At 71.1% G+C, this 12,723-nt stretch carries 12 protein-coding genes; 6 read left to right on the forward strand and 6 right to left on the reverse strand.

Features of this window, described 5'->3' with window-relative positions:
- Window positions 1-317: 317 nt before the first annotated feature.
- The 3 genes from AB0K02_RS13045 to AB0K02_RS13055 all read left to right on the forward strand — a co-directional run bounded on the left by AB0K02_RS13045 (window position 318) and on the right by AB0K02_RS13055 (window position 3,062).
- Entirely contained in the window at window positions 318-1,181 is an 864-nt protein-coding gene (locus AB0K02_RS13045; protein ID WP_365992458.1) for an NUDIX hydrolase, read from the forward strand.
- On the forward strand, window positions 1,178-2,017 hold the full coding sequence (locus AB0K02_RS13050; RefSeq protein ID WP_365992459.1) for an MBL fold metallo-hydrolase: 840 nt from the start codon (window positions 1,178-1,180) through the stop codon (window positions 2,015-2,017). The genes AB0K02_RS13045 and AB0K02_RS13050 overlap by 4 nt, the downstream gene beginning before the upstream one ends.
- 160 nt (window positions 2,018-2,177) lie before the next feature.
- Window positions 2,178-3,062, forward strand: coding sequence for a prohibitin family protein (locus AB0K02_RS13055; protein ID WP_365992460.1), 885 nt, complete (start codon window positions 2,178-2,180; stop codon window positions 3,060-3,062).
- A gap of 66 nt (window positions 3,063-3,128) precedes the next feature.
- Here the strand turns inward: AB0K02_RS13055 and AB0K02_RS13060 are convergent, their stop codons facing one another.
- Window positions 3,129-3,803, reverse strand: a complete 675-nt coding sequence (locus AB0K02_RS13060; RefSeq protein ID WP_215183860.1) for a Crp/Fnr family transcriptional regulator — start codon at window positions 3,801-3,803, stop codon at window positions 3,129-3,131.
- A 294-nt stretch (window positions 3,804-4,097) separates the two neighbouring features.
- Here AB0K02_RS13060 and nth point away from each other — a divergent pair, with 294 nt between their 5' ends.
- The 3 genes from nth (at window position 4,098) to AB0K02_RS13075 (ending at window position 7,037) form a co-directional block, all read left to right on the forward strand.
- On the forward strand, window positions 4,098-4,940 hold the full coding sequence (nth, locus tag AB0K02_RS13065) for an endonuclease III (RefSeq protein ID WP_365992461.1): 843 nt from the start codon (window positions 4,098-4,100) through the stop codon (window positions 4,938-4,940).
- A 58-nt stretch (window positions 4,941-4,998) separates the two neighbouring features.
- Complete coding sequence (locus AB0K02_RS13070) at window positions 4,999-5,721, forward strand: CoA pyrophosphatase (protein WP_365992462.1); 723 nt, start codon at window positions 4,999-5,001, stop codon at window positions 5,719-5,721.
- 116 nt (window positions 5,722-5,837) lie between these two features.
- On the forward strand, window positions 5,838-7,037 hold the full coding sequence (locus tag AB0K02_RS13075) for a MarP family serine protease (RefSeq protein WP_365992463.1): 1,200 nt from the start codon (window positions 5,838-5,840) through the stop codon (window positions 7,035-7,037).
- Between the two features lie 29 nt (window positions 7,038-7,066).
- On the opposite strand, the gene AB0K02_RS13080 is transcribed toward AB0K02_RS13075, so the two are convergent.
- The 5 genes from AB0K02_RS13080 to acs form a co-directional block, all read right to left on the reverse strand.
- A complete protein-coding gene (locus AB0K02_RS13080) occupies window positions 7,067-7,255 on the reverse strand; it encodes a hypothetical protein (protein WP_365992464.1) in 189 nt (62 codons plus the stop codon).
- 151 nt (window positions 7,256-7,406) lie between these two features.
- Window positions 7,407-8,336, reverse strand: coding sequence for an alpha/beta hydrolase (locus AB0K02_RS13085; protein ID WP_365992465.1), 930 nt, complete (start codon window positions 8,334-8,336; stop codon window positions 7,407-7,409).
- A gap of 76 nt (window positions 8,337-8,412) precedes the next feature.
- Complete coding sequence (locus AB0K02_RS13090) at window positions 8,413-8,904, reverse strand: phage holin family protein (protein ID WP_365992466.1); 492 nt, start codon at window positions 8,902-8,904, stop codon at window positions 8,413-8,415.
- Window positions 8,905-8,944: 40 nt separating this feature from the next.
- Window positions 8,945-10,339, reverse strand: a complete 1,395-nt coding sequence (gene nhaA, locus AB0K02_RS13095; RefSeq protein ID WP_365992467.1) for a Na+/H+ antiporter NhaA — start codon at window positions 10,337-10,339, stop codon at window positions 8,945-8,947.
- Window positions 10,340-10,586: 247 nt separating this feature from the next.
- Complete coding sequence (gene acs / locus AB0K02_RS13100) at window positions 10,587-12,542, reverse strand: acetate--CoA ligase (RefSeq protein WP_365992468.1); 1,956 nt, start codon at window positions 12,540-12,542, stop codon at window positions 10,587-10,589.
- Window positions 12,543-12,723 lie beyond the last annotated feature (181 nt).

Below are 12,723 nucleotides of genomic sequence, written 5' to 3' on the forward strand. Positions count from 1 at the left end.
ATGCGCGGCCGGCTGTCCGGCGAGGTCGGGCCATGACGGCGACATCCGGCTCACCACGTCCACGGACGAGGCCGGAGCGGCCGGGAACGACCGCGTCGGGCTCACCACGTCCACGGACGAGGCCGGAGCGGCCGGGAACGACCGCGTCGGGCTCACCACGTCCACGGACGAGGCCGGAGCGGCCGCGTCCCGACGGTCGACGCCCAGTGCACGCGCGCCGGTCGGCAGCACGGCGGGCACCGGCGCTGACGGCGCCGAGGGCCGGCCGCACAGGCCACCCCTCGAACATCCGCGCGTGAGCGCATAGCATCCGCCCCATGCCCAATGGTCAGTGGTACCCGCCGGAATGGCCCGACCGCATCCGCGCTCTCGCGGCCGGTGAGCTCACGCCCGTGACCCCCAAGAGGGCCGCCACCGTGATGCTGCTGCGCGACGCGGCGGACGGGCCAGCCGTCCACATGCTGCGCCGGCGCACGTCCATGGCCTTCGCGGGCGGCGCGTACGCGTATCCGGGCGGGGGCGTGGACCCGCGCGACGACCGGCCCGTCGGCTGGGCCGGGCCTTCGCTGGAGACCTGGGCGCGGCGGCTGGGCACCGACACCGCGTCCGCGCAGGCCATCGTGTGCGCGGCGGTCCGCGAGACGTACGAGGAGGCGGGCGTCCTGCTCGCGGGCCCGACGCCCGGCACGGTCGTCGGGGACACGACGGGGGACGACTGGGAGGCGGACCGGCAGGCGCTGGTGGACCGGAACGTGTCCTTCGCCGAGTTCCTGGACCGGCGCGGCCTGGTGCTGCGCTCGGACCTGCTCGGTGCGTGGGCGCGCTGGATCACGCCGGAGTTCGAGCCGCGCCGCTACGACACCTGGTTCTTCGTCGCGGCCCTGCCCGAGGGCCAGCGCACCCGCAACGCGTCCACGGAGGCCGACAGCACCGTCTGGATCCGCCCGGCCGACGCGACCGCGGGCTACGACAAGGGCGAGCTGCTGATGATGCCGCCCACCATCGCCACGCTGCGCACCCTGCGGCAGTACGCGACGGCGGCGCAGGCGCTGGAGGCGGCCGCCGGGCAGGACCTGGCGCCCGTGCTCGCGACGGCGCGCCTGGAGGGCGGGGAGGTCGTCCTCAGCTGGCCCGGGCACGACGAGTTCACCAAGCACGTGCCGACCGGAGGCTCGCGATGACCGACGCCGCAGCACTGCCCGGACAGCCCCGCGGAGGCGCGCTCTCCGGCCCCGCCACCGCCCGCGCGGTCAACGTCCTCGCGCCGAACCCGTCCGCGATGACGCTGGACGGCACGAACACCTGGATCGTCTCGGAGCCCGACTCCGGCCTCGCCGTGGTGGTCGACCCGGGACCGCTGGACGACGGCCATCTGCGGGCCGTGATCGAGACGGCCGAGAAGGCGGGCCGGCGGGTCGCGCTGACCCTGCTCACCCACGGGCACCCCGACCACGCGGAGGGCGCCGCACGCTTCGCGGAGCTGACGGGTACGAAGGTCCGTGCCCTCGACCCCGCGCTGCGGCTCGGCGACGAGGGGCTCGCGGCCGGGGACGTGATCACCACGGGCGGGCTGGAGATGCGGGTCGTGGCCACCCCGGGGCACACCGCCGACTCGCTCAGCTTCCACCTGCCCGCCGACCGCGCCGTGCTGACGGGCGACACGGTCCTGGGCCGGGGCACGACGGTCGTCGCCCACCCCGAGGGCCGGCTCGGCGACTACCTCGACTCGCTGCGGCGGCTCCGCTCGCTCACCGTCGACGACGGTGTCCACACGGTCCTGCCTGGCCACGGGCCCGTGCTCGACGACGCCCAGGGCGCGGTCGAGTTCTACCTCGCCCATCGGGCGAGCCGCCTGGCGCAGGTCGAGACGGCCGTCGAGGACGGCTTCACGACGGCACCCGAGGTCGTCGCCCAGGTGTACGCGGACGTCGACCGGTCCCTGTGGCCGGCGGCGGAGCTGTCGGTACGGGCGCAGCTGGAGTACCTGCGTGAACACGGTCTGATCGGACAGGGCTGACCCCAGGGGGCGTCCGGCGGATCCCGGCCGAATCGCCGGACAGGCCCGTGGCCACGGGGGCCGCAACCGGACACCGCCCGCCCGCGTCCCCACTCCCGGTGATGCTTTACGCTCCGCTTACTTTGCGCTTCGCGACATCCGTCACTGGGGGGATCAAGCCGTGTTCGTCCTGTTCATCATCCTCGTCATCGCCGCCGCGGTGATGTACGCCGTCGCCCGCGGCGGCGACAACAGGGGTCTCAAGATCGGCGCCCTGGGCGCCCTGCTCGCCGGGCTCTTCTCGGGCGTGGCCAGCTGTGTCCACGTCGTCAGCGCCTACGAGGTCGGCGTGCCGGTCACGTTCGGCAAGGTCGGCTCCCCGTTGACCTCCGGCGTGAACCTCACCTCGCCGTTCACCAGCGTCACCACGTTCTCCACCCGGCCGGTGGACCTCAATCTCTCGGACAAGGACGTCGTCGAGGTGCGCTCCTCGCAGGGCGGCGTGATGTACGCGGAGCTGACCGTGAAGTGGGCGGTCACCCCGGCGAAGGCCGTCGAGCTGTACCGCCTCGCGGGCAGCGAGGACGCCATCCAGCAGCGCCTGGTCTTCCCCGACAGCCGCGAGATCGTGCGCAACGTCTTCGCCCGCCACACCAGCGAGGAGGGCTACACCTCCGCCCGCGAGAAGATCAACGCCGAGATCGGTGAGCTGATCAAGGAGCGGCTGGCCCCGCGTGGCATCGACGTCACCACGGTCAACCTGCGCAACGTGAAGCCCTCGGAGAAGCTGCAGGACCAGATCGACCGCAAGATCCAGCAGCAGCAGGCCACCGAGCGCGCGACGGAGGCGGCCCGTACGGCCAAGGCCGAGGCCGAACGCCGCCGCATCGAGGCCGAGGGCATCGCCAAGGCCAACCGCATCCTGAGCGAGTCGCTGAGCGACAAGGTGCTGACCAACCAGTGCATCGAGGCGTTCCGCGAGGCGGCCGCGAAGAACCCGGTCTACGCCGTCCCGTGCGGCTCCGGCACCGGCAATCCGCTGATCGTGGACGGCACCAGGAACTGACGCCGTACGCATGCGAGAGGGCCGCCCGCGCGATGCGGGCGGCCCTCTTCGCAGGTGCGGCAGGTGTCAGCGCGAACGCTTGGCCAGGCGCTCCACGTCCAGCAGGATCACCGCACGCGCCTCGAGGCGCAGCCAGCCGCGCTGGGCGAAGTCGGCGAGCGCCTTGTTCACGGTCTCGCGGGAGGCGCCGACGAGCTGGGCCAGCTCCTCCTGCGTGAGGTCGTGGACGACGTGGATGCCCTCCTCGGACTGCACGCCGAAGCGGCGCGACAGGTCGAGGAGCGCGCGGGCGACACGGCCCGGGACGTCGGAGAAGACCAGGTCGGACATCTGGTCGTTGGTCTTGCGCAGTCGGCGTGCGACCGCGCGCAGCAGTGCGGTGGCCACCTCGGGGCGCGCGTTCAGCCAGGGCTGGAGGTCGCCGTGGCCGAGGCCGAGGAGCTTCACCTCGGTCAGCGCGGTGGCGGTCGCGGTGCGCGGGCCGGGATCGAAGAGGGACAGCTCGCCGATGAGCTCGCCCGGGCCGAGGACGGCGAGCATGTTCTCGCGGCCGTCGGGGGACGTGCGGTGGAGCTTGACCTTGCCTTCGGTGACCACGTACAGGCGGTCGCCGGGTTCGCCCTCGTGGAAGAGCGCGTCGCCGCGGGCGAGCGTCACCTCACTCATCGAGGCGCGGAGCTCCGCGGCCTGCTCGTCATCGAGCGCCGCGAAGAGCGGGGCGCGCCGCAGAACGTCGTCCACGAGTTCTCTCCTTGTCGACCTGCTCAGGGGACGTTGTCCCCATGATGCCGGACCGTCGCCGTGCTGTTCCGGGGACTCGGTGCCCCACGGCGGCATCGTCGGGGATCGGGACCCCGGTAGTAAACAATCGTGCGATCAATCACAACAAGTTTGACTCACTGGCGCGCCCAACCGTGCGGCAGGGGCCCGATTGGGTCGTGATTCCGGGGGACCGGCCCGGATGTCGGTGGCGGCCCTTAGGCTGGCCGGGTGTCCAATTCGCCGGTGAGAGCGCAGGCCAAGGGGGCTGGAAGCGTGTCCGGAAAGCAGAATTCCGCTGTGGGCGAACAACTGCCGCCCACCCCGGGCAAAAGGAAGAAATCGGACAAACCGGAATCGCGTCTGGCCATGGTCCGCCGCGCCCGCCGGATCAACCGCGAGCTCGCCGAGGTCTTCCCGTACGCGCACCCGGAGCTCGACTTCGAGAATCCGTTCCAGCTGCTGATAGCGACGGTCCTGTCGGCGCAGACCACCGACCTCAGGGTCAATCAGACGACCCCCGCCCTCTTCGCCAAGTACCCCACGCCCGAGGACCTGGCCGCGGCGGTCCCCGAGGAGGTCGAGGAGCTCATCCGCCCGACCGGTTTCTTCCGGGCCAAGACCAAGTCGATCATGGGGCTGTCCAAGGCCATCCGCGACGACTTCGGCGGCGAGGTCCCCGGGCGGCTGGAGGACCTGGTCAGCCTCCCGGGAGTGGGCCGCAAGACGGCCTTCGTCGTCCTGGGGAACGCCTTCGGCGTGCCCGGCATCACCGTGGACACGCACTTCATGCGCCTCGTGCGCCGCTGGAAGTGGACCGACCAGGACGACCCGGTGAAGATCGAGGCCGAGATCGCCGCGATCTTCCCCAGATCGGAGTGGACGATGCTCTCCCACCGCGTCATCTTCCACGGCCGCCGCATCTGCCACGCTCGCAAGCCCGCCTGCGGCGCCTGCCCGATCACCCACCTCTGCCCGGCCTACGGCGAGGGCGAGACCGACCCCGACAAGGCCAGGAAGCTCCTGAAGTACGAGATGGGCGGCCAGCCCGGCCAGCGGCTCAAGCCGCCGCCGGACTATCCGGGAAAACCGGCCCCGGCCCTGGGCGCGATCGGGTGAACGCCCCCCACGAGGAACGATCCAAACGCCCCGGGGCGTTGAGCACCAGGGGGTGTCCATGACGCGCGCAGGCGAAGAGACCTACAGGACGTACGAACAGTCCGGCAGGCACGAAGAGGTGTCCGTCAGCACCGCCGGTCTGCCCGACTGGCTCGACCCCGTGGTGCGCGCCGCCGACACCGTCCAGCCGCACCAGCTGAGCCGTTTCCTGCCGCCCGAGAGCGGCCGCGGCCGGCAGTCCGCCGTGCTCGTCCTGTTCGGCGAGGGCGCGCGGGGGCCCGAGCTGCTGCTCATGGAGCGCGCCGGCACCCTGCGCTCGCACGCCGGGCAGCCGTCGTTCCCCGGCGGCGCCCTCGACCCGGAGGACGGCGACCCGGCCACCACGGGGCCGCTGCGCGCGGCACTGCGGGAGGCCGAGGAGGAGACCGGTCTGGACCCGTCGGGGGTCCAGCCCTTCGGCGTGCTGCCCAAGCTCTACATCCCGGTGAGCGGATTCGTCGTCACGCCCGTACTGGGATGGTGGCGCACCCCGAGCCCGGTCGGAGCGGTCGACCCCGCCGAGACCGCGCGGGTCTTCACCGTGCCCGTGGCGGATCTCACGGACCCGGACAACCGCGCGATGGCCCTCCACCCGAGCGGTAACGCCGGGCCCGCGTTCCTGGTGGAAGGCGCTCTGGTCTGGGGTTTCACCGCCGGGGTGATCGACCGGCTCCTGCACTTCGCGGGCTGGGAGCGACCATGGGACCGGACCAGGGAGGTCCCGCTGGACTGGCGCGCATGACACGCTGATCCCGTACGAAGCGCACCCCGGGGCGCACAGACGAAGCGGCCACGCCGCGGACCCGGACCGACCAGCCGGAAGGAGCACCCGGCGACGACACTGCGAGGCTATTGACGGTGAACGTGCTGGACATCCTGTTGCTGGTCGCCGCCGTCTGGTTCGCGATCGTCGGCTACCGCCAGGGCTTCGTCGTCGGCATCCTCTCGGTGATCGGCTTCCTCGGCGGCGGGCTCGTCGCGGTCTACCTGCTCCCGGTCATCTGGGCGGCGCTCACCGACGGCGCCGAGGTGTCGACCACGGCCGCCATCGTCGCCGTGGTGATCGTGATCGTCTGCGCGTCGGTCGGCCAGGCGTTCACCACCCACCTCGGGAACAAGCTGCGCCGGCACATCACCTGGTCACCCGCCCGCGCCCTCGACGCCACCGGCGGCGCCCTGGTCAACGTCGTCGCCATGCTGCTGGTCGCCTGGCTGATCGGATCCGCGCTCGCCGGCACCTCGCTGCCCACCCTGGGCAAGGAGGTGCGCAGTTCCAAGGTGCTGCTCGGCATCTCCCGGGTGATGCCCGATCAGGCCAACACCTGGTTCGCGGACTTCACCTCCGTCCTCGCGCAGAACGGCTTCCCGCAGGTCTTCAGCCCGTTCGCCAATGAGCCCATCACCGAGGTCCGGCCCCCGGATCCGGCTCTCGTCGGCAGCCCCGTCGCCGCGCGTGCCAAGCAGTCCATCGTCAAGGTCGTCGGTACGGCGCCCACATGCGGCAAGGTCCTCGAAGGCACCGGCTTCGTCTTCGACCAGCGCCGGGTCATGACCAACGCCCATGTGGTCGGCGGCGTGGACGAGCCGACCGTCCAGATAGGCGGCGAGGGCCGGCTCTACGACGCCAAGGTCGTGCTCTACGACTGGGAGCGCGACATCGCGATCCTGGACGTTCCCGACCTCAAGGCCCGTCCGCTCGAGTTCGCCGAGGACGACGCCCGCAGCGGAGACAGCGCGATCGTCGCGGGCTTCCCGGAGAACGGCTCCTACGACGTCCGCTCCGCCCGAGTCCGCGGCCGGATCAGCGCCAACGGCCCCGACATCTACCACCGCGGCACCGTCCGCCGCGACGTCTACTCACTGTTCGCGACCGTGCGCCAGGGCAACTCCGGCGGCCCGCTGCTCACCACCGACGGCAAGGTCTACGGCGTCATCTTCGCCCGGTCCCTCGACGACGCGGACACGGGCTACGCCCTGACGGTCGACGAGATCCGCGACGACATCACCCGTGGCCGGGCGGCCAACCAGCAGGTCGACAGCCAGGGATGCGCCCTGTAGGGATGCGGCCGGCCCGGGCCGTCGCCGGCTCAGGCCCGCGGATGCCGCAGTCGGGCGGACACCCAGCGTGCACGGCGCCGGAGGATGCGCGAAATGCCCATCCCCTGCCCCGGATGCTCCTGGCCCTGATGCTCAGAGCCGCCGCTGTCGTGGGAAATCGGCCCATTGGCCGAGCGGCGGTTGCGTGCTGCGTCACCGTAGTCGTGCGTCCAGCCCATACCCGGACGTCTGCCCGGGCCCCATGGTCGGTAACCGTCTCCGGACCCGCCAATTGGCCTATGCGCCGGGCATGTGGCCGTTCGTAGGACAACCGTTCCACCGGTTCGCCCGTACAGCCCCCGCGACCTCGCGCGGCCGCGGCGGGACGGCTCAGCGGTCGGGTTCCGGGTCCTTGAGCCAGCTGATGAGCTCGTTCGAGAAGGCCACCGGGTCCTCCTCGTGGGGGAAGTGGCCCAGACCGTCGAACAGCCGCCACCGGTACGGGGCTTCGACGTACTCGCCCGAACCCGCCGCGCTGCGCGTGCGCATCGCCGGATCGAGTGACCCGTGCAGATGCAGGGTCGGCACCCGCACCGGACGCTTCATCCGGCGGTTGAACTGGATGCCGTCGGGCCGGGCCAGCGAACGCACCATCCAGCGGTACGGCTCGATCGAGCAGTGCGCCGTCGAAGGGATGCACATCGCGCGCCGGTAGACGTCCACCGCCTCCTCGTCGAGCGGCTGCGGACCCGACCAGTCCTCGATCAGGCGGCCCACCAGGGCGGCGGCGTCGGCGACCAGTTGACGCTCCGGGATCCAGGGCCGCTGGAAACCCCACACGTACGACCCGGCACGGCTCTGCGCGAAGTCCGACAGCATCGCGGAGCGCCAGCGCCGCGGGTGCGGCATCGACGAGACCGCCAGACGGCGCACCAGCTTGGGACGCATCACGGCCGCTGTCCACGCCAGATAGCCGCCCAGGTCGTGTCCGACCAGCGCGGCGTCCGGCTCTCCCAGGGACCGGACCACGCCGGTGATGTCGAGTGCGAGGTTGGCGGGGTCGTAACCCCGCGGCGTACGGTCACTGCCGCCCACCCCGCGCAGGTCCATCGCCACCGCCCGGAAACCCGCTTCGGCGAGCGCGGGCAGCTGGTGCCGCCAGGTCCACCAGAACTGCGGGAACCCGTGCAGCAGCATCACCAGCGGCCCGTCACCCATCTCGGCGATGTGGAAGCGGGCACCGTTGGCCGCGACGTCGCGGTGGGTCCACGGACCGTCGAGACGTACAGGACCGCCGGGGCTGGAAACAGGTGCCGTCATGCTGATGAGCGTGCCACACCCGCGGACCGGCCGTTCGCCACTCCCCGGCCGGCGGCGCCCGCGCCGGTCCTCCGCGTCACACCGTGACCTTGTCCTGCCGGGAGCCGGCCGGGAGCTCGGGCTGCGCGGGGCGGCGCGGATGCGGCTTGGCGTTCTGCAGCACCGCCGCGGTCTCCTTGGCCGAGGCGACCGTCTTCTGCGGGCCCTTGCCCTTCTTCGCCTTCTTCACGAAGACCAGGCCGATCAGCGCCAGCAGTCCGGCGACGAGGACGTTGACGGCGAACGACAGCAGGAAGCAGACGGACAGGTGCCAGCCGGTCCAGAACTGGAAGCCGTAGGCGAGCGCGAAGCTCAGCATCGGCAAGGAGAAGAGCAGCACCGCGCCGGCAGCGGTGAACGCACCACCGCCGATGCCCGCCTTCTTCACGTCCCGGCGCAACTGTGCCTTGGCCAGCGCGATCTCGTCGTGCACCAGCGCCGACATCTCGGCGGTCGCCGCGGCGACCAGCTGACCGAGACTGCGGTCGGCGCCGACAGCGTTCGCCGTGGTGTTGCCGCGGTCGCTCATCGCTGACTCCCTCTCCAAAGTTCTACGGTCCGATGTCAGATCATGCCGGACTGTCGCCGCCGTCGCGCGACGCCCCCGCCGCTTGAGCCCTCCTGCGGTGCTCCGCGGCCTTCTCGTCGTAGATGGCGGCCATCCTCAAGTGGTACGCGGGGTCGTCCTGCTCGTAGATGTCGGGGATCCCGGACATGTCCTCGTCGCGCTCCTCCTCGGCCGCCAGCGCCTGGTAGGTGCGTACCCGCAGTTTGAGGAGTATGCCGGAGATGATTGCGGCGATCAGGGAACCGATCAGGACCGCGGCCTTCACCTCGTCGGTGAGAGTGGCGTCCCCGGTGAAGGCGAGTTCACCGATCAGCAGGGAGACGGTGAAGCCGATACCGGCGAGCGAGGCCAGCGCGAAGACGTCCGGCCAGCGCAGGTCCTCGTTCAGCTCCGCCCTGGTGAAGCGCGCCGTCACCCAGGTGCCTCCGAAGATGCCAACTGCCTTGCCCACCACCAGACCCAGCACGACGCCCAGCGTCTCGGGCTTGCTGAAGACGTCGCCGAGGGACTTGCCCGTGACGGTGACTCCCGCCGAGAACAGCGCGAACAGCGGGACGGCGATGCCCGCGGACAGGGGACGCACCAGATGCTCGATGTGCTCGCCCGGGGACTGCTCCTCGCCCTCCCGGCGGCCGCAGCGCAGCATCAGGCCCATCGCGACACCGGCGATGGTGGCGTGGACGCCGCTGTTGTACATCAGCCCCCAGATGACGAGGGCGAGCGGCACGTACACGTACCAGCCGTGCACGCCCGTGCGCAGCAGCAGCCAGAAGAGGGCGAGTCCGGCGACGGCGCCGCCGAGAGCCGCGAAGTTCAGGTCGTTCGTGAAGAAGATCGCGATGATCAGGATCGCGAAGAGGTCGTCGACGACCGCCAGGGTCAGCAGGAACGCGCGGAGCGCGGCCGGCAGCGACGTGCCGATCACCGCCAGGACGGCCAGGGCGAAGGCGATGTCCGTGGCGGTGGGGACCGCCCATCCGGCCGTGGAACCGTCGCCGAGCGTCGTGACCGCCAGATAGACGAGGGCGGGCATGATCATGCCGCAGAGAGCGGCGACGACGGGCAGAGCAGCGGCCTTCGGGTCGCGCAGCTCTCCCGCGACCAGCTCCCGCTTGAGCTCGATGCCGGCGACGAAGAAGAAGACGGCCAGCAGACCGTCCGCCGCCCAGTGCTGGACCGAGAGGTCGAGGCCGAGTGACGCGGGGCCGATGTGGAAGTCGCGCACGGAGGCGTAGCTGTCCCCGAGAGGAGTGTTCGCCCAGATCAGTGCCACCACCGCGGCGAACAGGAGCAGCACACCGCCGACCGTCTCCGCGCGCAGCGCGTCCGCGACGAAGTTCCGCTCGGGCAACGACAGGCGGCCGAAGAGCTTGGGAGTGGTCTTGAGCGCGGCCACGGTGCGTAACCTCCGGTCGGTCGGACACGACAAAAACTGTTGCCGACCAGACTTCCCGGCGCACCTGAGATCGTTCCTGCGCCCTCTGACGCGTTCTTTACCCTACCCAACCCTGCGGGTCCTCGCGGGCGTACGGACGGCGGTCGGCCGCCCACCGCATGGGCAAGGCCCCGGCGTGGACACGCCGGGGCCTTGGGTGCCCGGTGGACCAGGCGCGAGCCGTCCCTCGAACGGTGCTGCGCGCCGGTCAGTCCTCGCTCGGGGCGCTGGGCAGGCGGGACTGGATCAGGTCCATCACGGAGGAGTCCGTGAGCGTGGTGACATCGCCGAGCTGGCGGTTCTCGGCGACGTCGCGCAGCAGGCGGCGCATGATCTTGCCGGAGCGGGTCTTCGGCAGCTCGGCCACCGGCAGGACCCGCTTGGGCTTGGCGATCGGGCCGAGCGTCGCCCCGACGTGGTTGCGCAGTTCGTTCACGAGGCCGTCGTCCTCGCTCGCGGTGCCCCGCAGGATGACGAAGGCGACGATCGCCTGACCGGTCGTCTCGTCCGCGGCGCCCACGACGGCGGCCTCGGCGACCTTGGGGTGCGAGACCAGCGCCGACTCGACCTCGGTGGTCGAGATGTTGTGGCCGGACACGAGCATCACGTCGTCGACGCGGCCGAGCAGCCAGATGTCGCCGTCGTCGTCCCTCTTGGCTCCGTCGCCCGCGAAGTACTTGCCCTCGAAACGGGACCAGTAGGTGTCGATGAACCGCTGGTCGTCGCCCCAGATGGTGCGCAGCATCGAGGGCCACGGCTCGGTGAGCACGAGGTAGCCGCCGCCCCCGTTGGGCACCTCGTTCGCCTCGTCGTCGACGACGGTGGCGGCGATGCCGGGCAACGGGCGCTGCGCGGAGCCGGGCTTGGTCTCGGTGACGCCGGGCAGCGGCGAGATCATCATCGCGCCGGTCTCGGTCTGCCACCAGGTGTCGACGATCGGGGTCCTCCCGGCGCCGATGTGCTCCCTGTACCAGATCCATGCCTCCGGGTTGATGGGCTCACCGACCGAGCCGAGGACGCGCAGGCTGGAGAGGTCGAACTTGGCGGGGATGTCGTCTCCCCACTTCATGAACGTGCGGATCGCGGTCGGCGCCGTGTAGAGGATCGTGACGCCGTACTTCTGCACGATCTCCCAGAACCGGCCCTGGTGCGGGGTGTCCGGCGTGCCCTCGTACATGACCTGCGTCGCACCGTTGGCCAGGGGGCCGTAGACGATGTACGAGTGGCCGGTGACCCAGCCGATGTCCGCCGTGCACCAGTAGACGTCGGACTCGGGCTTGAGGTCGAAGACGGCGTGGTGCGTGTAGGCCGCCTGGGTGAGGTAGCCGCCGGAGGTGTGCAGGATGCCCTTGGGCTTACCCGTGGTGCCGGAGGTGTAGAGGATGAAGAGCGGGTGCTCGGCCTCGAACGCCTCCGGGGTGTGCTCGGCGGACTGACGGCCGACGATGTCGTGCCACCACACGTCGCGGCCCTCGGTGAACGCCGTCTCCTGGCCGGTGCGCCGCACCACCAGCACGTGCTCGACCTGCGGGCAGCGGGAGACGGCCTCGTCGATCGCCGGCTTGAGCGCGCTGGGCTTGCCGCGGCGGTAGCCGCCGTCGGCGGTGATGACGAGCTTGGCGTCGGCGTCCTGGATGCGGGAGGCAACCGCGTCGGCCGAGAAGCCACCGAAGACGACCGAGTGGGCGGCGCCGATCCGCGCGCAGGCCAGCATGGCGACCGCGGCCTCGGGGATCATCGGCAGGTAGACGGCGACGCGGTCGCCCTTGCGGACACCGAGTTCGGTCAGCGCGTTGGCGGCCCTGGAGACCTCGTCCTTGAGCTCGGCGTAGGTGATGGCGCGGCTGTCGCCGGGCTCGCCCTCGAAGTGGATGGCGACGCGGTTGCCGTGGCCGGCCTCGACATGGCGGTCCACGCAGTTGTACGCGACGTTGAGCCTGCCGTCCGCGAACCATTTCGCGAAGGGCGGGTTGCTCCAGTCGAGGGTCTCGGTCGGTTCGGCGGCCCAGTCGAGCCGCCGTGCCTGCTCGGCCCAGAAGCCAAGCCTGTCCGCGGCGGCCTGTGCGTACGCCTCCGAGGTCACATTGGCGTGCGCGGCCAGCTCGGCCGGAGGTGCGAACCGCCGCTCTTCCTTAAGAAGGTTGGCCAGGCTTTCGTTGCTCACGACATCTCCCTTTCTCAGGGCGTCTTCTGTGCGTATGTGTCCCAGGCCATAGCTCATCAGCCAGAAGGCCGGGTGACAAGGGCCTCCGGGAAAATGGTTTAGACCTGTGGGCGACCCCTCGGCCCCGGGCGGTGGGGAAGAGGAGCCACCCGTTCCCACGGACGCCGCACAGCGGCGGTTC

Origin of the sequence: Streptomyces sp. NPDC049597, assembly GCF_040675505.1 — a bacterium.
Classification (GTDB): domain Bacteria; phylum Actinomycetota; class Actinomycetes; order Streptomycetales; family Streptomycetaceae; genus Streptomyces.